24 protein-coding genes are annotated in these 24,193 nt (G+C 41.2%); 9 read left to right on the top strand and 15 right to left on the bottom strand.

The annotated features are described in order from the left end of the window. Positions 1-8: 8 nt before the first annotated feature. Positions 9-2,126 carry a flavin-dependent dehydrogenase gene (locus tag JUI58_RS10725; RefSeq protein WP_204103779.1) on the bottom strand — a complete coding sequence of 706 codons (2,118 nt, stop codon included), beginning with the start codon at positions 2,124-2,126 and terminating at the stop codon, positions 9-11. 138 nt (positions 2,127-2,264) lie between these two features. On the opposite strand from JUI58_RS10725, the gene JUI58_RS10720 reads away from it, so the two are divergent. From JUI58_RS10720 to JUI58_RS10705, 4 genes are all read left to right on the top strand, one after another. Continuing rightward, complete coding sequence (locus tag JUI58_RS10720; RefSeq protein ID WP_204103778.1) at positions 2,265-2,501, top strand: hypothetical protein; 237 nt, start codon at positions 2,265-2,267, stop codon at positions 2,499-2,501. A gap of 187 nt (positions 2,502-2,688) precedes the next feature. Continuing rightward, positions 2,689-5,496 carry a CHAT domain-containing tetratricopeptide repeat protein gene (locus JUI58_RS10715; protein WP_204103777.1) on the top strand — a complete coding sequence of 936 codons (2,808 nt, stop codon included), beginning with the start codon at positions 2,689-2,691 and terminating at the stop codon, positions 5,494-5,496. Between the two features lie 152 nt (positions 5,497-5,648). Beyond that, a complete protein-coding gene (locus JUI58_RS10710; RefSeq protein ID WP_204103776.1) occupies positions 5,649-6,116 on the top strand; it encodes a hypothetical protein in 468 nt (155 codons plus the stop codon). 181 nt (positions 6,117-6,297) lie between these two features. After that, positions 6,298-7,533, top strand: a complete 1,236-nt coding sequence (locus JUI58_RS10705; protein WP_204103775.1) for a hypothetical protein — start codon at positions 6,298-6,300, stop codon at positions 7,531-7,533. 139 nt (positions 7,534-7,672) lie between these two features. On the opposite strand, the gene JUI58_RS10700 is transcribed toward JUI58_RS10705, so the two are convergent. From JUI58_RS10700 to JUI58_RS10685, 4 genes are all read right to left on the bottom strand, one after another. Next, positions 7,673-9,319, bottom strand: a complete 1,647-nt coding sequence (locus tag JUI58_RS10700; protein ID WP_204103774.1) for an ABC transporter substrate-binding protein — start codon at positions 9,317-9,319, stop codon at positions 7,673-7,675. Between the two features lie 169 nt (positions 9,320-9,488). Continuing rightward, complete coding sequence (locus JUI58_RS10695) at positions 9,489-9,713, bottom strand: hypothetical protein (protein ID WP_204103773.1); 225 nt, start codon at positions 9,711-9,713, stop codon at positions 9,489-9,491. Positions 9,714-9,764: 51 nt separating this feature from the next. Next, positions 9,765-10,691, bottom strand: coding sequence for an FkbM family methyltransferase (locus tag JUI58_RS10690; protein WP_204103772.1), 927 nt, complete (start codon positions 10,689-10,691; stop codon positions 9,765-9,767). Between the two features lie 15 nt (positions 10,692-10,706). Further along, a complete protein-coding gene (locus tag JUI58_RS10685; RefSeq protein WP_204103771.1) occupies positions 10,707-11,903 on the bottom strand; it encodes a glycosyltransferase family 4 protein in 1,197 nt (398 codons plus the stop codon). A gap of 56 nt (positions 11,904-11,959) precedes the next feature. Here JUI58_RS10685 and JUI58_RS10680 point away from each other — a divergent pair, with 56 nt between their 5' ends. Together JUI58_RS10680 and JUI58_RS10675 are read left to right on the top strand one after the other, a co-directional pair. Then, positions 11,960-12,184 (top strand): DUF167 domain-containing protein, encoded by a 225-nt coding sequence (locus JUI58_RS10680; RefSeq protein ID WP_204103770.1) that lies wholly within the window; start codon positions 11,960-11,962, stop codon positions 12,182-12,184. 55 nt (positions 12,185-12,239) lie between these two features. After that, positions 12,240-12,797, top strand: coding sequence for a Uma2 family endonuclease (locus JUI58_RS10675; protein ID WP_348539875.1), 558 nt, complete (start codon positions 12,240-12,242; stop codon positions 12,795-12,797). 14 nt (positions 12,798-12,811) lie between these two features. Here JUI58_RS10675 and sipA read toward each other — a convergent pair whose 3' ends face one another. From sipA to JUI58_RS10640, 7 genes are all read right to left on the bottom strand, one after another. Then, on the bottom strand, positions 12,812-13,060 hold the full coding sequence (gene sipA / locus JUI58_RS10670) for a regulatory protein SipA (RefSeq protein ID WP_204103768.1): 249 nt from the start codon (positions 13,058-13,060) through the stop codon (positions 12,812-12,814). Positions 13,061-13,073: 13 nt separating this feature from the next. Continuing rightward, positions 13,074-14,069 (bottom strand): sirohydrochlorin chelatase, encoded by a 996-nt coding sequence (locus tag JUI58_RS10665; RefSeq protein ID WP_204103767.1) that lies wholly within the window; start codon positions 14,067-14,069, stop codon positions 13,074-13,076. A 120-nt stretch (positions 14,070-14,189) separates the two neighbouring features. Beyond that, complete coding sequence (locus JUI58_RS10660; RefSeq protein ID WP_204103766.1) at positions 14,190-14,519, bottom strand: hypothetical protein; 330 nt, start codon at positions 14,517-14,519, stop codon at positions 14,190-14,192. A gap of 39 nt (positions 14,520-14,558) precedes the next feature. Next, complete coding sequence (locus tag JUI58_RS10655) at positions 14,559-15,845, bottom strand: CCA tRNA nucleotidyltransferase (protein ID WP_204103765.1); 1,287 nt, start codon at positions 15,843-15,845, stop codon at positions 14,559-14,561. Between the two features lie 56 nt (positions 15,846-15,901). Further along, positions 15,902-16,780, bottom strand: coding sequence for a dTDP-4-dehydrorhamnose reductase (rfbD, locus tag JUI58_RS10650; protein ID WP_204103764.1), 879 nt, complete (start codon positions 16,778-16,780; stop codon positions 15,902-15,904). 32 nt (positions 16,781-16,812) lie between these two features. Continuing rightward, the gene (gene rfbC / locus JUI58_RS10645; RefSeq protein ID WP_204103763.1) at positions 16,813-17,358 is read right to left on the bottom strand and encodes a dTDP-4-dehydrorhamnose 3,5-epimerase; all 546 of its coding nucleotides are present in this window, start codon (positions 17,356-17,358) and stop codon (positions 16,813-16,815) included. A gap of 12 nt (positions 17,359-17,370) precedes the next feature. Beyond that, positions 17,371-19,845 carry a hypothetical protein gene (locus tag JUI58_RS10640; protein WP_204103762.1) on the bottom strand — a complete coding sequence of 825 codons (2,475 nt, stop codon included), beginning with the start codon at positions 19,843-19,845 and terminating at the stop codon, positions 17,371-17,373. Positions 19,846-19,852: 7 nt separating this feature from the next. Between JUI58_RS10640 and JUI58_RS10635 the strand changes: the two genes are divergently transcribed. Then, on the top strand, positions 19,853-21,259 hold the full coding sequence (locus JUI58_RS10635; protein WP_204103761.1) for a DUF2079 domain-containing protein: 1,407 nt from the start codon (positions 19,853-19,855) through the stop codon (positions 21,257-21,259). 79 nt (positions 21,260-21,338) lie between these two features. Then, positions 21,339-21,734: a peptide-methionine (R)-S-oxide reductase MsrB gene (gene msrB / locus JUI58_RS10630; RefSeq protein ID WP_204103760.1), complete on the top strand. Its 396-nt coding sequence runs from the start codon at positions 21,339-21,341 to the stop codon at positions 21,732-21,734. A gap of 272 nt (positions 21,735-22,006) precedes the next feature. Here the strand turns inward: msrB and JUI58_RS10625 are convergent, their stop codons facing one another. Then, positions 22,007-22,465 carry an EVE domain-containing protein gene (locus tag JUI58_RS10625; RefSeq protein WP_204103759.1) on the bottom strand — a complete coding sequence of 153 codons (459 nt, stop codon included), beginning with the start codon at positions 22,463-22,465 and terminating at the stop codon, positions 22,007-22,009. A gap of 9 nt (positions 22,466-22,474) precedes the next feature. Continuing rightward, positions 22,475-23,392 (bottom strand): DNA adenine methylase, encoded by a 918-nt coding sequence (locus tag JUI58_RS10620; protein WP_204103758.1) that lies wholly within the window; start codon positions 23,390-23,392, stop codon positions 22,475-22,477. 172 nt (positions 23,393-23,564) lie between these two features. On the opposite strand from JUI58_RS10620, the gene JUI58_RS10615 reads away from it, so the two are divergent. Beyond that, positions 23,565-23,801 (top strand): hypothetical protein, encoded by a 237-nt coding sequence (locus tag JUI58_RS10615; protein WP_204103757.1) that lies wholly within the window; start codon positions 23,565-23,567, stop codon positions 23,799-23,801. A 199-nt stretch (positions 23,802-24,000) separates the two neighbouring features. Here the strand turns inward: JUI58_RS10615 and JUI58_RS10610 are convergent. Next, positions 24,001-24,193, bottom strand: a 193-nt coding sequence (locus JUI58_RS10610; protein WP_204103756.1) for a hypothetical protein, incomplete at its 5' end; no start/stop codon positions are given.

The following is a 24,193-nucleotide window of genomic DNA, read 5'->3' as shown; positions in this document are numbered from 1 at the left end:
TATTTAATTCACTTTTGAATAGATAGATTTAAAGCCGATCGCAAGTTTTTTTGACGCGCTAATGCCTCCTGTTGTTGTCGGTTAGCGACTTCTGGAGATAAACCTACCCCCGCAGTAAGGCGATCGCTAAAACTCAACAAACGCAACCATAAAGCCGGATATTTTTTCTCCAACCAACCCTGCGATCGCTGCAACCATCCTGGCAACCAACCCTTAAAACAAAACCCTAAAATTGCTTCTAAAGTAAAGGTCAAATAACTGCCAATCCAACGGATAAAATCCTCTATACTGGATTGTTTCCAAATCCAAACAATTAATAAAGGATTCATCAAAGCAGCTTTAATAGCAAGGCGATTAAAGGTTAGCCAATTAAACTTATCCTTGATGAAAGTATCGGCAATTTCTGATGGTTCATTCGCCAATAAACCAAAGAATGTATTTAGCATCGCATTCACTCTTTGAGGAGGTAAAGTTTGGCCAGTGGGTACCATCATCCCCTTAGAAAAGAGCCAGGTTACAGCAATATTGCTCTGATAGGCGCGAATTTGGTTTAAATGTTGTTTTTCGAGTAAATCGTGTTTTAACGCCGTATGCAGGAGATTTGTTATGCGCCCTAAATTCCTCACTAAAGAACCAAACCCAGTAAACACGAGGGGAGATTGTAGAGAAGCTGCATCTCCAATGGCGAGGAGGCGATCGAAAGCCACGACGCGATCGCCACTTCCGATGCTAAAATGCCCTGGGATATAACCAAAAGTTGCTTTTTTCCAGACCAATTCATTCATGTTGCAACGGCGATACTCTGGTAGAATTGTAAAGAAATCTTCATACATTTCTAATAAAGAACCAGGGTTATCGGGATGTATTTGGTGGTAGTGAAAGAGATAAACCGTTAATTCTTCATCCTCTCCCGGAAATAATTCCCAAATCAATTGTCGTCCTCGAGAAATATCCCCATGAGAGTTGAGAACATCTCCATAAGTTGAATCCCAAACCCCCGGTGCAAAACCCTTTTCAATAACAGCCCCTACCGTCGGACAAACACTATCAAAAGCCCGTCCATTACTGAGTTGCCAGGCAATAGGAGAAGCGGTTCCCATCGCATCCATTAATAAGCGTCCTGTTGCTTGTCTTTCCTTTCCAGTTCCGAGTTTTTTTAACTGTACTGTCACATTATTTTTACCAATATTAGCACGCACAAACTCAGTTTCGTCCCAAATTTCTCCCCCAGCCGCCTTTAATTTTTCTCCGCAGAGATGTAAGAGTCTGTCAGAGGCGATCGCAATATTCAAAACTGTTGGCGTATGCAATACTTTTGACTTGAGATGCGGGGGATTATTGCCATCAAAAAACTTATTAAATCCATCTTGATATTCTCGTGCAATGACAGATTCAAATTCCTCGACGGTAAATAAACCCAAATCGATTAAACTTTGAAATTCTCCCCGAGAAATATTCCACTCGCGATTCATACGTCCAAAAGCCAAACGTTCCACCAAAAGGACACGATAGCCTAATCGTGCCATTACTGCGGCATGAATGACCCCTAAAGCACCGCCAATATAGATCAGGTCATATTCCGATTTTTGGTTGTCTTTTTGCTCATTTTCTGGAAAGATAACTTGTGGAGGTTGTTGGGGATTTTCAACACTTTCTCGCCAGCGTTTTTCCCACCAATAAGCACGGTTTAGGTCTGCTTCTCCTCGGGGCATTTTTTGGAAAAAATGCACGGTTTGAGGATAATGAGGTGCGAGTGCCTCAAAAATAGACTGTTGAGATAAATCTATTTCTGGGAATTGGTGATATTGTTGGGGAAAGCGTTTTCTTATCTCGGTTTGTAGCTGCTGTTGTAATTGAGATTCTAAAGGAACAGATTTCTCTCCCCAGCGAAAGACCTTTAAATAGGTGGTACGCTGAAGGCTCCAAGTAAAAATTGATAGTTCGCTTTCGGGAATTGAGGAAAGGTGTGATGAAGCAGTTTTGACGGTATTTTTGTTGAATTGCAGGCGAATTCCCTTGGGGGTTATTATCTTTTTTCCGAGACGGGGTTGCCATTCTTCTTGCAACCAGCGACAAACTTTTGCAGAGTCGGCGATCGGAATTTCTAAATATAAAAGTTCTCGCATTATTTTTGATGGGGAATTGAATTGAGAGGAAATACAGAGTTAAGTTACGGCCAATTTAAGCTACACTGTCGGACACCTATTCTTAAAACTCTTTAATAAACTTAACATTTTAAGCAACCTTTACAACGCGATCGCATTATGAATGATTCCATCCCCGATAGTCCAGAAGAAATCATGGCTTTGCAGAAACGTCCTCTCAACGAAGAGTTAATTGCTACGGCGATCGCGGGAGTGGTCAAGGTTGCTCGAAAGCAGGGACAAACTTTAGACGATCTTACCAAGGAAGTGTTACGCGATCGCGGGGTTCTCGATCGCCCTCAACGGCGATGGTTAAGTGAGTTAGTGATGCAAGCATGGGAAGGCATTCCTCTGTGAAAATCTTATCAAGGGTTACTCATTAAATGATGGGCATATCCCAATCCGTCAGGGAATTTGATTCCCTGGCGGATCTGGCTATACTCGTCATTTTCAGCATGACAGACCACATAGGTTGCGATCGCGCGGTCTTGATTCAGCTAAAATAAAGCGAGATTTTCAAGCAAAAAGTCTGGAAGCAGGATTCATGTGGGCAAAAATTTGGCAGTGGTTGAAACAATTGTGGCATCGGTGGTTTGCTGGAGGGACTCCTCAGCCAGTGGTTTTAACGCCCCCACAACCCTCAAAGCGCGATAATGCGGAATACGAGAGCATTTTCATGGGGTTATTGGACGAGGTGAATACGGGAAGGACGCGAGGAGAGTTGAAGTTCTTTATTGCTAAAAATAAGGTGCGAGATGAGGAGTTGACAATATGGTTGCAAGGGTTTGCGAGGGAGTTACAGGAGGAGTCGCGGACGGCGGAATTAAGGGAGAGGCTAAAGCGTTTAGGGCGGTTGGATATCGGTCGGGTGAGTCGCGAAGCGGGTCGGATAGTGCGAGAATGGGAGGAGAGTCGGGGCAATGTTTCAGAGGGTCTGGAAGCCTTAGTGCAGGTCATCCCAGAGGGTCAGAGTAATCCTCCTGTAACGGTTCCAAATCCTCCAGAAAATCCGCAAACAGCAAGCAATTTAGAAACGCCTCAAGACATCAATCCTGAAGCAAAGACTTTGTTCAATCGCGGTGCAGATTTATACTATGCAGGGGATATTCGAGGGGCATTATCTTGTTGTGAACAAGCAATAGAAATCCAACCCAACTACCTCGATGCCTACAATGGTCGCGGTACTGCCCTAAATGAGATGGGAAGGAAGGAAGAAGCGATCGCGGACTTCAACAAAGCCCTAGAAATCCAACCCAACGACCACCATGCCTACACTGGTCGCGGTACTGCCCTAAGAGAGATGGGAAGGAAGGAAGAAGCGATCGCGGACTTCAACAAAGCCCTAGAAATCCAACCCAACGACCACCATGCCTACAATGGTCGCGGTAATGCCCTAAATGACATGGGAAGGCACGAAGAAGCGATCGCCGACTACAACAAAGCCCTAGAAATCCAACCCAACTTCCACATTGCCTACAATAATCGCGGTTTTGCCCTAAAAGACATGGGAAGGTACGAAGAAGCGATCGCCGACTACAATAAAGCCCTTGATATTAAAATCGACTTTTGGGAAGCATACGGAAATCGAGGTTGGGCAATCTTTAACTCTCGCGGCTATGAAGCAGCCCTTGAAAGTTGGGATGAGGGATTAAGTCATCTCGATACGGAGCATGACCCCTTCGGTTGTGCTAGGTTACAGCAATTCAAAGGTGATGCCCACTACCGCCACGGCAAAAACCAATTTCATTACTTTGAATGTTTCCCTAAAGCTGTTTACAGTTATCTCACCGCCCTCAATCTCCTCCCAGATGACCTCAGATTCCTCGAAACATCCCTCGCAATCATCCAAGACCTAATCATCGTTTACCGCGCCCTGGGAGAGCTAGAAAGCGCCGCAGAATGGGAACTGAAAGCCATCACCCAACTAGATCGCCTCCTCCGCACACTTCCCCACCCTGCCCACAGACTCCGCATTGCCCGCAAATTCAACAGTTTCTATCAATTAAAATGCGACAGACTCGCCCAATCTCGCAACCCCGCAGATCATTGGTTAGCCCTCGCAGAAGCGGAAAAATGGAAAAACCTAAGTTTGCGCTGGCTGCGGGAGGGCTGGATCGACCCCGAAACTGCCACGGAAACCCACCCTCAAGCCTTCCCCTTCCCCAACGACGCAACAGCCGTATTATATTGGCATCTCAGCCCTTGTAACCTCACCCTCTTTCTCCTCATCCCCCACCGCGATCCCGTCATTTTCACCCATCCCGTCGATCCCCCTGGCAAAACCGCCGCCGATGAAAATATAAGTGAGTGGCTAAAAAACTGGAAACAAACCTACAACAACAGCCGCAAAGAGAAAAAAGAGGATAATTCCTCTCCACAATGGGAAACAGACCTCCCTTCTCACCTGCAAACCCTCCAGCAACTCCTGCAAATCGAGACAATTCTCTCCACCCTAAAAACCAGTGAAACCCCCATCAAAAATATCATCCTCATTCCCCATCGAGACTTGCACCTGTTACCCCTGCACGCTTTATTTCCCACCTCAGTAGATGCCGATTTTATTTTCACCTATCTTCCCAGCCTAGAAATTGCCCAGAATTTAATCGCGAAAAAGACAACAAAACCCGCATCTTTTTCCTTCTTGGCCATTGAAAATCCCCAATCAGAAATAGACCTAACTTTTGCAGCAATGGCCGGAAGATTTATCGCCCATCTGTACAAGATTCTCCCCCATTCTCGCCTCATCAAAGAACAGGCCAGCAAAGAAAATATCCGCCAAAATTTACCCCAACTCGCCAATGTTCTCAACTTCATTGGCCACGGTAGTTATAGCCCGGAAAATCCTCTCGAATCTGCCTTATATTGTGCCGGAGATGAGCCGTTAACATGGCAAGAATTGTTTGCAGAAGAGACAAGAATCGAGCTTCCTGCTTATTTTCTCGTCTGTCTAGCCGCCTGCGAAACAGGACTCTCAGGAACAAGCAATTTTATTGATGAATTAGTTGGCTTTCCCAGTGGTTTTCTCTCTCGCAACACGACCTATATTTTATCAACTTTGTGGATCGTGAAGGAAGATTCTACTGGCATTTTAATGATGGAATTTTTTCGCTATCTCCAAGCGGGGAAAACTCCTCCAGAAGCCTTAAAACAAGCACAGGATTGGTTAAAAAATATCACCAATTCTCAGTTAGCACAATGGTACAGCGATCGCTCTGAGGAAGTCAAACAAGACGATATTACTCAATGGGACAATTTAAGTAGTCAGGCATCGACTTATCAACAAAATCCCGATTTTGTTCCTTACGAAAACCCCTATTTTTGGGCTGGCTTTGTGTTAACGGGACTACCTTAAAAGCATATCTCCTGTAAAGTAGCATTCTCCAATTGCCAACAATTCCAGAAAAAAGATTATAATTGTAGCAAGCAAGGGCGCAAGCATTGCGCCAGCAAGCAAGGGGCGCAAGCATTGCGCCCCTACGCAATCAAAGGAAATCTTGTAAAACCATGCAACAACAAAGCGATCTGTCTATTTTTAGTGCCTTTATTCTCGCCCTTTCCCAATGCGATCGCGATCGCGAGGACACCCTGCGCCCTCAACTCAATGCGATCGCGAAACTTTTACCAGAAAACGTCGAAGAAGCAGCCAAAAAACTCCTCACTTTTTTGGTCGCAGATGAATCCTTGTATCTTGTTTATAAACCCTTTCGGGATGAGTTACAAGAACTCTATAAAGCCAACTCTCAAAAAGCCTGTATTTCTCCCAAAATCAATCAAAACCAAAACGATCCCATTCCCTTAGAAAACCATAATTTGAATCCTGGAGATTGGCAAAAAGTCAGTACATTGTATGCCTTGGAAAAAGATGAATCTTCCCGATGGAATTTACTCGCTGCGATTAAAAAAGTTTTCAGTTCTTCCCAACCCATTGCAGAAAGTCAAAGAGAATTTGCTAAACTGAAAGATGCCCCATGATATTATCGCGATCGCACTATGTTTTACTATTAACTAGGAAGCGAGATGTTCCCACTTTTACCATTAACTAGGGAGCGAGACGCTCCCACTTTTACCATTAACTAGGGAGCGAGACGCTCCCACTTTTACCATTAACTAGGGAGCGAGACGCTCCCACTACAATTTCGAGACATTATTTCTGATGAGTGAATTGATTTATCCTCATGTTTTACTATTAAGTTACTACTCAAATGGCGATCGCCAATATCCCCCCAACCCGAAAATTGATGACCTAAGCTCTTTAATTAGTCTTGACAAATATGAAGTGAAAGGCTATAGAATTAAACAGTCTTTGCACAATATCAATAGTCTCTTTCTGATCTGCGCTCTCCAAACAGAAGAAATACCTCCCGATTACGATCGCTTCTACACCCTAACCAAACAACTCCTAACAGCCCGAGAATTAGAAGAAAAAGCCGAGAAAAACACTGGAAAAATCGGTCAAAAAATTGGTCAAACTCTAATTTTAATCGGCTATTTGCCTCCTTTTGTAACGTTTAATCAAGAAAATTGCCAAAAAGCCGCTCAATCTGCTTATGAAAATTTAGGACAGATAAAAGCACAAACTTGGTCTAGTCCCCAAAAAGCAGAAAAATTCGGCGCACAAGTATTCTCACTGGGAGAAACCCCGATCGCCTCCCAGACAGACTCTGAAAAAATAGAGCATATTCTAATTTTCATCTACCGCGATCGCACGGCGATCGATGCGATCGGCAATTACTATCAAGATTGGCTAAAATTGTATTGCTATCGCCATCTTATCGTTTCCAGTTATCGAGAAACTCGGGCAATCAAAGCCGATATTAAAAACTATTATTCTCCTGCTCTTGTATTTATCGAGAATCCCAATTCTCCTAAAGCTCTCATTGAGTGTACCTTAGAACAACTCGAAAAAGCAATCTCAAAAAGTGCGCGGCAATCTTCCCAATATACCGAAGGAATCAGCAACCTAGAAACCCAAAAAGCTGCCATTGAAACCAACCTCTATAACTACACGCAACAATTAAAAAAATTCAGCGAAACCGATGAATTTAGCGAAACAGTCAACCGACACTATCTCCCGCAAATCCAACAAGATATTACTACTTTAACTCCTGGTTTAAGATTGCATGAAACTTGGGTCAATACCCTGCGAGGAATGGTAGAAATTCAACGCGCAAAAAGCGATCGCGATATTGAAGCGTCGATCGGTGCAGCCGGGGTTGGTGCAGGTGTTTCTTCTGCGGTGGCTTCTGCGACTTCTGCACTGGTTAAAGACTTTGAAACTGATTGGAGTCCCGCGCAAAATTTGACCGTAGTTTTAAGCGTTAGTTTACTCTGTGGATTAGGTTTAGGAATCTTAACCTTTTATCTCCTGAAAAAGCTGCGATCGCCTTGAAATTGGACTTTGGACAAAGGGAGAAAGAAAGTCATAATTTCAGGGTGCAATGCCTTGCACCCCTACCCCAGAAATCCAACTGTAGGGACGTTGCTTGCAACGTCCCTACAGTTTTTGGATTGTTTAACCGGATTTGATATTATCCTTTAGAAATCTCCCAGAAGGGAATATTCTGACTGGCATCCATTTGCACACCTTCTACACCGTTTTGGACAAAAAGAAATTCTTTATTTTGCCAGATAGGAATATAAGGTACATCTTCGGCAAGAATTTCTTGTAATTCTTTAAAGATTGCTTTGCGTTTGACAGGATCGGTTTCTTGGCGTTGTTCGTCGATGAGTTTGTTGGCGCGATCGCTATAATAAAAAGAGCCTTGGGTTTGGGAACCGCCTTCAGAACAACCTCCCTCTACAGAGCCTTTCTCGCAACTTAAAAAGGGTTGTATGTAGTTATCTGCATCCAGAAAATCGGGATACCAAAAGACCATTGTTGCTGGATAAATTCCTTCTTTCACATTCTTAAAGAAGGTAGCACCATCAACAGTTTCTGGTTCAATTTTTAAGACTCCTTCTAATTCTTGTTCGGCAAAGGCTTGTAAAGTTTGGACAGCGAGGGTGCGACTATTAGATGAAGCGGGAAACCAAATGGGAACGATCGCCGGATTATCCGCAGAGTAACCGGCTTTTTCTAAGAGTTCTTTGGCTTTATCAACATTGGCATCTCCATAAACTTTCTCAAAGATGGGTTCGTAAACATCAAAGGAAGTAGGAATTAAACTATATAGTTCATCTGCTTGACCTTGAAGAACTCTTTCATTAATAAGTTTGCGATTAACAATTGAGGCGATCGCTTGGCGAACTTCTAATTTATCTAAAGGTTCTTGGTTGCGGTTTAAAGAGATGAAACTAACGGCAGTTCCAGGGGCTTCGATAACTTGTAATTTGTCTTCCTTTGTATCTTCTAAAAGGTTAGCAATTTGGTCAGGATCGAGAGATTGAGAGGCTATATCAACCACTTGAGTGCGGACGGCATTGAAAAGATTGGCGGAGTTATCATTATAAATTTGGATATCTACGCCTTTATTTTTCGGTTTTTCTCCCCAGTATTGTTTAAAAACATCAAGGCGAATGGTATCGCTATTGAATTCTGTGAGGGTATAGGGACCCGATCCAATTAGTTCATTGGGATTAAATTTTCCTTCTCCAATTTCGTAGGCTTCAGGAGAAACTGCACAGGTACCAGAAAAGCCTAATAAAGCTGGAAAAGCAGCAAAGGGTTTTTTCAGTTTAACGATTAAAGTTGTCTCGTCAGTAACCTCGATCGCCTCAACGATATCTGCGAGAAGAAAGGAAGGTTTTCCGCCATTTGTAATAAAGCGATCGAGGGAAAATTTCATCGCTTCGGCATTAAAAGGAGTGTTGTCGTGAAAGGTGACATCATCCCGCAAAGAAATGGTGTAGGTTAACCCATCTTCGCTAACTTCTGGCATTTCTGTGGCGAGAAGGGGTTTTAAATCCGTAGTACCGGGTTCGTAAGCGTAGAGGGTTTGACAAACATTATAAATGATGGCAGATCCAGCAATTTCATAACTGTCAGCAGGATCGAGAGTCCTGGGTTTATCGGTGGTGCCGAGGGTGACGCGATCGCCTCGGGCAGTTGTGGTAGAAGCGGGATTTTCTTGGGAATTAGGGGTTGTGGTATTACAACCGACAACCAGGAAAAAACAGAGGAAAAATAAACTGAAGAAGCGTCCCAAGGGAGTTATTCTGAGAAGTTTTTGTTGCATAATTTGGGGTTTAAATTACGGACTTTGGATCTACGGATTCTACAGGGTATAGATAGAAACTTAAGATACTGCGATCGGATTGCTTTAATTGTAATGCCAAAAGGGAATCCTGAGAGAGAATTTTGCGATCGCGAAATTTCGGAAAGTTGAGGACTCCAAGCGAGATTTTTCAATGGTCTAACTCCGCCATTAATTCTGCGATAGAACCCCGATATACTTGACCGCATTCGTACTCTTTTTCTGCTTCTCTAACTTCTTGTACTAATGTTTCTCGTTTTTTCTGTTTAATGCGGTGTTGTACAAGCTCGACTAAAACCGCTTGTTCTTCGATGGAAAGTTTTTCAACCATTTCGATCGCCTGTTGAAGCTGGGAAGTTTTTATTGTTTGTAACATTTTGTTTAGTCGAGAAGGTTACGGAATTATTGGTATTATACATTTTCTTCCTTATTTTCTATAATGAATAGTCCTGAGAATTGACCATCCTCTTTTTTTGAGGCGTTTCTGGGCGCGATCGCCATCCAATGTCGCTAAATAATTGGGGGGTTCCCAGGGATGAATTAGGGGATAATCTGCGGGATAGAGTAAGGGTCGCCAAAAGCCTTTCCAGAGCCGAAAAATACGGTAGCCGCAAGATTCTAAAAACTCGGAGGCAGGAGTGGGATAACCGTGATGGGATTCAAAGAAAATATCGCGGATTTGTTGGGATTTGAGTGTTTTTTCTGCACCTTGAAAGGCGGAAAATTCGTGTCCTTCGATATCAATTTTTAAAACTCCTATTTTTAGGTTGCGATCGAGAATATTATCTAATTGATTTAAGTTCACTTCATAAACATTTAAGGTCTCGTCAGTATTTACAGATTCTTTATTTTCCACGATCGCCGCTTCTCCACGATTATAAGTGGGTAATCTTAACAGTCCCGTTCCAGTTTTATTCGATAGCGCTACTTTTTTAAGTTCAATGGGATTCCAGCCTTTTAAATCCTGCCAAGTTTGAATATTAAACTCTAATTCTTCGTATATTCCAGGACAGGGTTCAAAGGCAATTACTCGGCCAGACTTTCCGACTCTTTCTGCCATAATTTCTGTCATATAACCAATATTTGCGCCAATATCGATCGCCGTTTCTCCTAGGTCAATAAATCGCCAGATTGCTTCGCTTAGGGCTAAGTCATAAACTCCCATGATCCACAAAGACCATTCGACTTTATCATCGGGATGAGGACGAATGCGAAAGGGAGTTCCCCAGGGTAATTTGATGTCTTTAAATTCATAAAGAGATTGTTCGGGAGGACGACGAAGACGGCGATAAATTTGAATGGGTTGTAGAAAGTATTCGGGACGATTTAACTGATAGTTGATAGCGTTGAGCATTTTTATAGTTGATAGTTATTTATTGTTCATTATAAAACTAATTGCCTTTTTTTGCGCTTTAATATTCTCTTGGGGCGACCATTTTTCCATGCGTTTTTTAGCATTTTTTCCCATCTTTTTTAATTTTTCCTTCTGTGGTACAATCAATTGTAGAGTGGCGCATAGTTTGTCAATATTGCCCCAAGGGTAAATATATCCAGTCTTTCCGGGTTCAATTAATTCTCTCGCACCCACGCGATCGCTAACGATCGCCCCGCATTCGCACAACATCGCTTCATTCACGACAACCCCAAAGGGTTCGTATTCCGAGCAGAGACAAAGCAGATCCGCCGCTTTATATACCGCAGGCAGTTGACTTTGATTTAGAAAGCCCAAGAACTTGACCCGATCGCCTAATTCCAGTTCTTTTGTTCTTGCTTCGAGTTGCGATCGCATTGCCCCATCTCCCACATACAACAAATAACTATTGGGGACATTCGCCCTTGCAAACGCTTCGAGAATGTCTTGAGGACGCTTCCACGGTTGCAATTTAGCACAAAAGACGAGGATAGTGGCATCGAGAGGAATTTGCCATTCTTGGCGAACTTGGGCGCGATCGACTCCGGCGGCTTGTGCTAACCACCAATCATTATCGGCTACAAAAGGAGTAATAAAAATGCGTTCCTCGGGAATTTCCAAACTGGCGATCGTTTGCTTGCCAAAACGAGTTGAAACTAAAATTGCATCGCCGAGATGGTAAATTTTAGGTAAGAGAAAAGGTTTAATTTTTGCCTTCCACGATCTGCCACTTCGCGAAGATAAACTACTTGTATCCGTACTAAAAATAAAGCCTTTTCCCTGTAGTTTTGCCGCCAATGCCGTCAGCCAAAAACTAGCATAAGCATAGCCGGTATAAACAATAATAACATCGCTTGCTTGGACGAGTTTCATTAATTGAGGGTTAACCAGTCCAAAAAATTTGCTTAGTCCAGGCTGAGGAGAAATATTGGGAACGTGGGTCCAAGGGTATCCTTCTAATAAAGGAACATCCCAAGTTACTTCCGTGGCAAAATCGCGATCGCGGTAAGATTCTGCCCCTTCTAAAGAACAATAAGCAACCTGAAAATCCCATTGTTGTTTAACCATTAACCGAAATAGAGGGATAATGTAAGGAATGGGATGAGAAACAACAATAAGAATGCGATAAGGAGGAGGATTATTAGCAGAGTTCATCTATAATTTTATCTTTGGTTCTTTGCATATTGTATATTTTTTTGGCTTTTTGTCCCATGAAAAAAATAGTTAAAGTTAAACCCAATTCTAAACGGCAAGAAATTATCGAACAACCCGATGGCAGTTTATTAGTTTATCTCAAATCTCCTCCTGTGGATGGCAAGGGGAATCAAGAGTTAATTAAGATATTAGCAAAACAGTACGGAGTTGCGCGATCGCAGGTGACGATTAAAAGCGGTTTATCTGCAAAAAATAAATTAGTAGAAATTTTATTGACTTAAATTCTCAACTATAAGATAAAATGGAGAGAATTTCCAGATTGTGGAGTTTTATCTCATGCAAGGAATGACTGTTAAAGACCTAGACAAGATTCAAACGAACCTATGCCAAGCAGGGTATGATTACCAACTCGAACTCGAAGACGGAAAAATTATCGTTATGGGTCCTTCTGATATTACCTCAAGTGAAATCGGCATTCGCTTCAGCGCCTTTTTGTTTCTTTGGGTAAATCCTCGTCGTCTTGGACGCATTTTTGATTCATCTGGAGGCTTTATTTTACCCGATACTAATATTAAGGCACCCGATGTTTCCTTTGTCAAAGCAGAAAGATTGCGAAAAAATGTGCGCTATTTTGGCGAACTGGTTCCCGATCTTGTTGTAGAAATTAAATCTCAAAGCGACACCCTAAAACCTCTGAGAGAAAAAATTCAAATGTTTCTGTTAATGGGTGCAACAGTGGGTATTCTTATCGATCCCGATCGCCAAACCGTGACGGTAAATCGCCCCAATAGCGACCCTCTTTTACTACAAAATGGAGATATTTTAACTATTCCAGAATTATTTCCAGGTTGGGAAGTCGCGATCGCCGAACTTTGGCCTCCCGAGTTTGATTAAATCGAGAAATAAGATTATTCCTCTTCATTAGAAGATGCGATATTCACAATATTCTCAATATATTGGGCATCCATTAAAAAAGCACCCCGAGTAAATCTTACCGCCCAATAACCCCCAGGACGGCGATCGCGCACCGTCCCTTCTTCTCCCACCTTAACCACATCAGGAGGACGCAGCATCGGCATCGGTTCCGCAGTTTTAAAATACGGAGGTTGTGCGACTAAACGCACTTTTGCCCCTATTTGAAACTCTTGTTCACTCATTACTAATTACCAATTATGGAACCTGCCAAATTCTGCCATGATATTTCTCCACATCTGCATAAGGATCGACGGGAGGATGGTCATGATTATGATCGTGATTATGATTATGATCGTGACCGTGGTTATGATGATGATGTCCAGTTTCCGACCCATCCACCGCAGCTAAACGGAACTTGCACATTTCACAATTCATCTGTACCTGACCGAGTTGTGTTTCAATTTCCCGTTCTCGTAATATTTGCAAAAGATGGGGATGAATGCCCATTTCTGGTAAACAAGTTATCTCAATATCGGGGTTTTGTTCCTGTTGTTGTGCTGAAATATGGAAAATTTTCTCCATTAATACCCCAGTAAACAAGAAATAGGGTAACACGATGATGCGCTGGGGATTGTAAAGGCGGGCGCGGTTAAAGCCTTCTTCTAAACGAGGGTGAGTAATGCCGATAAAACAAGTTTCTACGGTTTTATATCCGCTTCCTTCCCATAGCATCCGCGCCATTTTGAAGACATCCCCATTAGCATCGGGATCGCTAGAACCTCGTCCTACAAATAATAGTACGGTTTGCGATCGCGGAATTTGCTGGGGATTTTTTTCTGGGCGATCGCACTCAGCCAAGCGTTTTTGCCAAAGGTCAAAAATACCAGGAGAGATGCCAAAATGTCGCCCGTAGTGGAATTTTAACTGGGGATGGCGCGATCGGGCGCGATCTAACTCATTGGTAACATCAAATTTGTTGTGACGTGCTGCAAAGAGGAGAATGGGAACCGCCGACAGTTCGGAGTAACCCCGTTCGATGCAATAATCAACTCCATCTTGAATACTTGGGGTCGTCAGTTCTAAAAAACAAGGAATCACGGGACGAGAAGGATCGATCGCTTCGTAGGCTTTGGCAAAATCAATAAAGGTTTGTCGTCCTCCTTCGTTTCGAGTACCATGACCGATCGCCAGCAGGGGGCGTTGTAGGGGTAATGAGGGGAAGGTCAAAGAAGTTAGAGGCGTTTCCAACATTCAATTTAAACATTTTTGGGCAAGGTGCTTTGCTATCTTATCGGCTTCCTTCTCAAAAGGAAATGCAGGCTAGGGGGATAATTTCAGTCACCGGCGATCGTTTATCACTGGTTAAACTTGTTAACTTGGGGCGCAACTACTCATGACGCGGCGAATACTGGGAGACCATTTTGCAGGGTCTTTAGCGTTGGCGGTAAAACTGGACATATCCTCATTGCTGACGCTATCCTGTTTGAAGCCATTGAGGACGCATCGACAGATTCTTTCTTTTTGTTCTGGGGTGAATTGAGAATTATTGAAGGAAGCGATACAACTTCTCAGGAAAATTCTTTCTCCATTTTCGGTAAAGTCTGCCGATCGCGCTAGGGGAGAAAAGGAAATTGCGGCGATCGCGGCGATGGCTAAAGAAGATGCAAAAATAGGGGGGATTTTGGGTTGAATGTCAAGCATGATCGGTGTAAAAATTTAGTGTTAAAACGGTTTATGATTTTAAGACGATGGGGAAGGCATTAAAGTTGCTGCTAATTGTAGGGCTTCTTCTGGAGTGCTTATTTTGCCGTTAATACGGGCGAGTTGCAGTTGGGTCAGGAGTGTGCCGATCGCGCGGGAAGGTCGCAACCCTAAATGATGAATCAAATCGTTTCCTGTCACTAAAGGGGTCGGATGTGCTACTTGATTATTGGGGTCGAGATAGGCATTCACTAAGGGCGCGATCGCATTGGTGGCTTGGGTTTCTTGTAAAACATCGCGACAGGCAACCACTGCCACCCCAAATACGGCTAAAGCAGGAAAAACATCCCCCACCTCCTGAAAGAAAAAATACTGCGTTTCTAGGCTCATAGGTGCGTTGACGAGGGCGAGAATGGGGGGGAGATGTTGGAGAATAGTGAGAACAACGCGAATTTCTGCCCGAGAATAGGTTAGGGTTTCCAATTGCGATCGCGCTATTTTTACCTCTGGGGATACCAAGGAGGCTAATTTTGCCAAACTCAAACTCGAGGTGGTACTACCAATGGGACGATGTAATTCTGCTTCCAAATCTACCCAAATTTTCCCCAATAACCAGGCAGCATGGTCGATCTGGTCGATTTGTTTAATGCTGTCTTCTGTTGCATCTTCTAAAAATACTGACAGGATACCGTCCTCATAAGCCGCGTGCAACCAGCGATCGCCTTTGGCTTCTGCCAGTAAATAGTTTAACTCCTGGCGAACCCGTTCGGCGGATATTCTCGCAAGATTGGGGGCAAGTTGTCCGATCAAAGTGCGGGTTTTGGAGTCGATGGTAAAGTCAAGTTGGGCGGCTTGACGGTAAGCACGCAGGAGACGCAGGGGATCGTTTTCGAGGTTGACTTTGGCGATCGCGGTAATGACTTTCTTTTCTAGGTCTTTTCTACCTTTTAGGGGATCGATAAATTTTCTGGTGCGGGGGTTGTAGGCGATCGCATTGATACGAAAATCGCGCCGTTTTAAGTCTTCTTTTAAAGTCTTACCTTGTTGTTGAGCAAAATCCACGGTTCCTGACTCAAAGACTACTCGGGCAATTTGTCTCGTTTCATCCAAAATGACAAATCCAGCTTGATAATATCTAGCGATTCGTTGTGCCGTTTCTACGGCTTCTGAGGGCAATACGAGGTCTACATCAAAATAGGGATGTTTGCGCCCTAAAAGGGCATTACGCACGCATCCTCCCACGATATAGACGGGTTGGGGAAGTAGGGACAGGTCAAAGGGTAGATTTTCTGGAGATAGGGACGATAAATTCGGAGTTAAAGGCATGAGGATTTGGCAATATGTCCTGCGCTTTAATTCTCTATTTTACTTTATTCGGAGACCTAGGGGTTTGGAGACCAAACCCCTACGAACATCTTTCGTAAACTTTTTCGCCAGTGAGGAGGAGAAGATTCTAAAATAGAAGCGATTTTTTGACAAGAGAGAACTGAATAAACCGGACGTTTCGCAGCAGTAGGATATTCAGCCGTTGTAATAGGAATAACTCTCTCAATTTTTAGGGGAAAATTTAATTGTTGTGCTTCTTCAAAAATAGCAACCGCGAAATCGTACCAACTGGCAACACCACTATTACTATAATGATAAATACCGGTTAAATTTGGCGGGATTTGGGTGATAATATTCGCTAAATCTCCTGTCCAAGTTGGACTACCGATTTGATCTGCAACAACGCCAATTTCTGCTCTTGCTGCTCCTAATTTTAACATAGTTTTAACAAAATTTCCTTTCCCATACACGCCATAAACCCAACTGGTTCTCAAGATGAGAAAGCGACTACAGTTTTCTTGAATCTCTTTTTCTCCTGCTAGTTTAGAGGATCCGTAAACATTAATCGGATTAACGCGATCGCCTTCTTCATAAGGTGTATTTTTGTGTCCATCAAAAACATAATCTGTGGAAATATGCAGGAGAAAGGCATTGATTTTTTCTGCTTCTCTGGCGATAACTCGTAGTGCGCTTCCGTTAACTATTTCTGCAATCTGGCGATCGCTTTCGGCTTTATCAACGGCGGTATAAGCAGCACAGTTAATAATAACACTCGGTTGGTAAGCGGCGATCGCCTCTCGAAGGCTTTCGGGTTGGGTAAAATCACAGCGATCGCGGGCTAACGCAACGTAATTTTGTCCGGTTGACTGCAACTTTTTCTCAACTTCTTGTCCCAATTGTCCGGTATTACCGAATAAAAGAATCAATGAACTCATAAGTTTAAAAAATAAACAATATAATTTTCAACTTAAGTAAATAAATCTGCGTCTTTAAAAAGCATTCCTTGTTTATCTTTTTTTGATAAAATGGGATGTTCATCTATAGACCAATCTATTGCTAAGTCCCGATCGTTCCAGAAAAGACAACGTTCGTATTGTGGTGCATAATAATCAGTTGTTTTATAGAGAACTTCCGCAGATTCAGAAAGGACGAGAAAACCATGAGCAAATCCAATGGGAATCCATAATTGATGCCGATTTTCGGAACTAAGAACGCATCCCGTCCACTGTCCAAATGTAGATGAATATTGGCGCAGATCCACTGCAACATCAAAGATTTTTCCAGCAATAACTCGGACTAATTTACCTTGAGGTTGCTGAATTTGGTAATGAAGTCCTCTCAAAGTATGACGTAGCGATCGCGAATGATTATCCTGTACAAACCGAGGAGAAAGTCCTGTTAACTGCGTGAATTCTCGATGATTATAACTCTCATAAAAAAATCCCCGTTCGTCCTCAAATACTTTGGGGATAATTAACAATACATCGGCAATATTAGTGGGTTGAATTTTCATAAAAAATTGAGTTTAATTACAAAATGTTTCTTCTTCTTGTCGTAAAAAGCGAAGATCGGCAATATTCACCCAATTTTCTGCTTTTTGTTGTCCAGTTCGTACATTACCATGAACGACGAAAGGTTGAATTTCGATTCCTGCAAGATGGGCATCTTTGTTTAAATTCAGCAATCTTAATTTATAAGTATAACCGTGTAGTTGACCATCGGCAATTAGGGGAATTTTAAAATAGTCATCTTTATGAAATGTTTCGCGATCGCCCAAACGATAAGCAACTTTTAAGGTTTGCGGATAAATTGCGGGAGAAACTGCCAGATTAATAGAGAAATAGGAATAATCTGCCCAACATAAGTTTAAAGGTTGATTATACTCCAAACTGGGAGGTAATGATTCTACAAACCATTTTTGGGTTGGGAGAGTTTGAGTCTCGGGATTTTCTAAACCGGAGATTTTCCAAACATTGCGATCGCGCAGATCGAATTGAAAATCCTTGACGGTTTTAGCTGGAAATACAGGAGATAAGTCTGTATTAGAAGGAATAATCTCAATTTTTTCTTCTGCATCTATTTTTGGGTTTAAATTTAGATCGATAAAAGGATAACGATAAATCCCCACAGTGTCTAAGTTGTTCGTTTTTGCTTCAACTTGCAAATGTAAAGAGATAGTTTGACCCGCATATTCAGTTAAAGGAAGGTCGAGAGGATACCACGATTGGCGATCGCGTTGCAATGTTTTGACAATTATGTTGCTTTTTGGCGCATTTTCTGATTCGATTGCAATGGTAAAGGTAACGGGACTCGAACTCGAATTCTGGGAGGCGATCGCCGTCTTAAATTCTGCTTTTTGTGTATTTTCAGGAATGTTAAGCGTCCATATAATCTCGCTAGAAGCTGGAATGATTACATTCAAATGTTGATAATCTTGCCAAGAAGATGTAGTTTTGCCAAAATCTGAACTCCAGTAAATTAGATGGCGATCGGGACTGTCTTTAAAACGAACAGTATCTAAAATAAAGTCTCCTTGTAGAATGCGAGTCTGATGAGGAGAAAACACCGATAATTGATGTTTTTCTAAGGGTTCAGCTAATTTTTGAATAGCGGTAAAATCGCCATATCCTCCTTGAAATAAATGTTCTTCGCAATAAGTAGGTGCGGTTTTATAATTTTGCAAACAAGCTGCTGCTGCTGGGATTCTTGAAGATAAATAAAAGACTTTATCTCTATAAGTAATTCCAGACATTAAATAAAAATAGGTCAATAAAAAGAAAATAACTAAACTCCATATTTGAGCCGATCGCGCTGTAACAAAATGTTTTAAAATCTTATTTTTTACAATTGCACTTGAATTAGGATTGAGATAAAGAAGATAAGCCAACCCTAAAATTCCGAGCCAAAAACTCATAAAGGGAGTAACATACCAGGGTGCTAGATCGTCGCGAAAAGAGGTGATTTGCCAAATACTTAAAAGTCCAAAAGATAAAACCATTAATGCTGGAGTTGCAGGCTTTATAAATTTTGGCGATCGCCGAAACCAAATCAGTAGCAAAACCAGAAGCAGAAAAATAAAACCAATTGTCCCAGTTCCGTAAAAACCAATGCCGATTAAACTTTGTTTTCCCAACCCAAAGGGTAAACCAATTGCCTTAATTATAAGCGGAAAATTAAACAGATTTAAGACTTTACTATTGCCTCCTCTTCTAACTAATAAATGAAAAATGTAGGGAGATAAAGTAATTAAAGAAGTAATACTTAAAAAGAGATATTGAGATATCTTGCGATAACCCAATAAAAATAATCCTAAAAAAGAAACAGGTACAAACATAACCCCTACTCCCCAAGACCAAGCGGCTATAATTCCCCCTATTCCTACACTGATAATTCCTAGCCAGCGATGAAGATATCGCGTGAGTCCCCAAATTCCAAAACTAACCCCAAACCCAACAAACCCTAATGCAAGACTGGTTTCGCCAAAGGTAAAAATATTAATATGAACTGTCGAAAAGATCAAACAGGATAGTAATGGTAAAAGTAACCATTTAAGCCAAGAATTAGGCGATCGTCTCGTGAAAGAATTGTGCAGAAAAAAGAGTTGACAAATAAACAAAAAGATGCCAATATGAATTTCCCAATAAATATTCCAATGGGAAAAATAAGCAACGATAAAGCGAACAAATAAAGGGATAGCCATAATATGACTGCCGACAAAACTATCATTAAAAAGATTGGTAAAATTATAAGTCCCGCTCAAAAATTGGTCGATCGCAGAAGTATAATAAGATAAATCGTTAGAAACAACATTTGTACCTGTTGAGGAAACAATCCAGAGAATGTTGCCAATTGGCAGGAAAGTTAAGATAATAACCAGGCACGATGCGAGAAAATGAAGCAGTGTCTTTTTACGATCGCTGGGAAAATAGCTCAAATATCCCTCAGTCTCGATAAATTGTTTCAATTGTTGCAATTTTTTGTGTAGTTTACTCAGATTCATTACAGGAATGCAAAACCGGATAAAGGGAAAAATGCGATCGCTTCTATCCCATCCTCTCATCACACCGATCGCCTTAGCAAGTTTGATTTTATTTGTCTGTAGTAGTATACGACATGGACTGTTTCATTCAACAGCTTACGATCTCAGTCACTTCGATCAAGCCATTTATTTAATCAGTCAAGGAAAACCCGCGATCGTCTCTCTTATTGACTATCATTTTTTAGGCAGTCATGGGGATTGGATTTTATATTTATTAGCACTACCCTACAAAATTTATCCCGATGTTCATTGGTTATTTTTCATCCAAGCGATCGCGCTTTCTTGTGCTGCTTTACCTCTCTGGTACTTAGCAAAGGATGCAGGATTACAGGAAAAACAGAGTAGCGCGATCGTCTGGGTTTATCTTCTCTATCCTCTCATTTTTAATATCAATTTATTCGATTTTCATCCTTCCGTTTTAGCCATTCCGCTTATTTTTGGGGCAGTTTTAGCGGCGAGACGGGGTAAAATGAAATGGTTTATTCTTGCCATTATCTTAATTTTAGGTTGTCGTGCTGCTCTTTCTCTGACGATAATAGGAATGGGAGTCTGGTTATTTGTCTTCGAGAAGCGGCGAAAATGTGGCGCGATCGCCTTACTTTTGGGCATTTTTTGGTTAATCTTTGCAACTCAAGTCATTATCCCGACTTTTCGTCCTGAAGGGGTGGAAGCCTTGGGACGTTATGATACTTTTGGTGACTCCATTCCGGAAATTCTTCTTAATCTCTTTCTTAAACCCCATCTTGTTCTTAAATCTCTCTTCACCCCTGCTAATTTAGAATATCTCTTGTTGTTACTTGCACCGATTATTTGGGGACTTTCTTTTCTGCATTTACAACCGCTTATCGCTGCTATTCCAGATTTTGCCTTAAATTTACTCACGGATTATCCTCCCCACAAAGATTTACTCCATCAATACTCTATCCCCATTGTACCCTTCCTGATGCTTTGTTTGATTGCTTCGATCGCAGCAAAAAAAAGCTGGTTTCAACAGCCCAAAGGAATGATAATCTGGAGTTTAATTGGTTTTGTCAGTCTGGCTAAATTTGGTTATTTTGGCGGTCGCTATTTACAAACCTTGGGAACATGGCAAGCAACCCGAGAAGCAATTTCTCTCGTTCAAAATGAGACAAGTTTATTAACTTCTGCACAAATTGCGCCGCATTTGAGTCACCGTTCTCTGCTAAAATTAATTGTGGATAATGAGGAACGCGATCCGACTCAATTTGATTCGGTTTTGATTAATGTTCCCCATCCTGGTTGGAATAGTAACCCAGAATTGGCGGGCAGTTTTGTGGAACGTTTGAAAGCAGCACCAGGATTTACATTGAAGTATAATCGCGATGGCGTATTTTTGTTTGAGAAAAAAGAGTAATTGGGGGTCGGGTCAACAAGATATCTCGAAAAACTGTAAAATGAGTTAAGTATTGTTCACTGATAATTAATTTAGAATAATGGTTGATAAAGTCCAAAAAACAGAAGCCGAGTGGAAGCAGCAGCTTACCCCAGAACAATTTCAGGTCACTCGTAAAAAGGGAACAGAACGGGCATTTGCAGGAGAATATCACGATAACAAAAAATCGGGAATGTATAAGTGTATTTGTTGCGGGACAGAATTGTTTAGTTCTGAAACAAAGTACGATTCTGGGACGGGATGGCCGAGTTTTTATGCTCCCATTTCTGAGGAAAATGTTACCAATAAAAGCGATCGCAGTTTATTTATGACTCGAACTGAGGTTTTATGTTCGGTTTGCGATGCACATTTAGGCCATGTTTTTAATGACGGTCCAAAACCGACGGGTCAAAGGTATTGCATGAATTCTGCGGCTTTAGATTTCGTTGCAGAATAGAAAATAGGTGGGTGCATTTCAAAAATGTAAATCCGTGGAGTGGGCAGGGGAATTTCTCAACCTTTTTCGAGTTCTATTAGTATAACCTGCCCACCCTACCACCAACTTTTTTTTGCAAAACTTCAGTTAAAATAGAATGCACTATCATGAATATAAAACAATGGCAACATCAAGAAATTTCTGTCAATGATATTTTTCTATTTTTGGACTCCATTTTTTCCCTTTGGACTCTGCAATACACAAAATGCTTACGTTTTATCAACAAACAATCATCAGGAAACATCAACTAATTCTAATATTTTTTTAGCGACAGTTTCAGCGACAGGCATAACAGATAATCGATTTCCTCGCTTGACAACGAGGAGTTCATCTGCTAAGAAGTTTTCCTTAAGTTCAGTCAGAGAAATAAATCGTGGAAAGGTTTTGATAAATTCAAGTTCTACAGTTTGCCAGCGTGGATTTTCTGGGGTTGCTTTGGGATCGTAATGTTTATCATTGGGGTCGAATTGTGTGGGATCGATGACATTTTCACGAATAACTTTTGCTAATCCTACAATTCCAGGAGGTTTGGTATTGGAATGATAGAAAAATGCCCGATCGCCCGATCGCATTTGACGGAGAAAGTTGCGTGCTTGGTAATTTCGTACTCCATCCCAAATGGCTGCGCGATCGCGTTCTAGATCTTTAATACTATAATCCCTCGGTTCTGATTTTAAAAGCCAATAATTCATAATGATACACTAGATAAAGTTATCGATTAAAATTTCATCAATTTTGCCTCTTTTTGCTCCTTTTGAGTTTATATTTCGTCTAGCTTTAACTCGATTAATATTGTATTTTTTATACAATTCATCAAAGAAGCTATTTTTTTTATCATAATTTCTTACATCAGAATTACTCTGGATAAATTTACAATTTGTTTCATTAATTTTATCACAAAACTCTTTGAGCCTGAATTGGTCAGAGTCACCAAAATTCTCTTTTGTATATGAAGTAAAAGAAGAAGTTGTTTTAATGGGTTTATAAGGTGGATCTAAATAAAAGAGAGTCTTTTTATCTACATATTGTAATGTCTGCTCAAAATCCCCATTTAAAATAATTGTTTTTTGTAAGCATTCATGAACAGACCAGATATTTTCTGCATCACAAATCTTTGGTTTGATATATTTACCAAAAGGAACATTAAATAAACCCTTACTATTCACTCTGTATAATCCATTAAAACAGGTTTTGTTAAGAAATACAAGCAAAGCAGTATTCTCGATATTATTATCTGTGTTTTTTTGATTAAATTCTTGCCGTTTTTCTAAGAAAAATTCATTCTTGCTATCAATGCTATTTAAACCATAATACTCTTTTTCAATCTCTTGTAAAGTATCTATCAATTTTTTTGGATCTATTTTAATTGTTTGATATGCTACTGTTAGATCGATATTAATATCATTTATGATTACTTTCTCTAAGTTAGGGAAAGTTTTAAGCATATAAAATAGTACAGATCCACCTCCAATAAAAGGTTCAATATACGTGAAAGGATCGTGACAGTAATTGAATTGCAAAGATAAAATAGATTGAATCTCAGGAAGAAGTTGAGATTTTCCTCCAGCCCATTTTAAAAAAGGTTTGGCTTTTATTGTTTCGGAATAAGTTGTAGTCATTACATATTTTTAACTATCCCCCGTCATTATAAGCGATAATAGCCTCCAATTTCTCTAGATCGAGAAATACCGCATCCTTCTCATGATAGAGACGAGAGAGAAAGAACTCTATCAATTGAAGGATGCGCGACAGTAGGAATATTTTGTCTTATGGAAATAAAGAGGTAAATTTATGGGAAAATCAACACTAACAGGAACAGAATTGATTGATTGTGCTAAGGCAAATGCTATCTTGGGTATTGCCGTTGCTGCTTGTAATTGCGGTTATGAAGAAGATATCGATCGCTTCCTTGAAGCCCTGAAAAATGCTGGCAAGGAAATGGGTGTGAAAATTGAACAATTTGAGGATTTGATTACCGAAAAGCAACGCAATTTGAAAGTGCGATCGACTCGTATTTTACCCCATTGATATGCTTTTACACTACATTCTCTGATTTTCACAATCAATAAAAAGCTACTCATACGACTGATATTAAAAAAAGCTGGAAGACGGCGATCGCCGTCTTCCAGTTAGATTTTTAGTTTATTTGGACTGTTTTGTGCTATCACCTATTAGCTACCTCTGCGACTAGAAGAATGAGGATTAGGATGGGGATTAGGATGATCTCTTAATTTTCGATCTTCAGCCAGAAAAATTTCTGGATTATCTTTTGGAGAACCTTCCATAACCCCCCCCCTGGTATATCTTCTACTTTTCCTGTAGCTTTGACATCTCCCCGCTTTAAAAAGACGGGGATTCTGTGGTTAATCCACCGAAAGCGGGTTAAAACCGCGCTTGCTCCAAGCCTGTCAACAGACTCC

It is taken from the genome of Spirulina sp. CCY15215 (assembly GCF_016888125.1).
GTDB lineage: Bacteria > Cyanobacteriota > Cyanobacteriia > Cyanobacteriales > Spirulinaceae > CCY15215.
The sequence above is the reverse complement of the archived record's forward strand: the minus strand, read 5'-3'. Positions and strand labels throughout refer to the sequence as shown.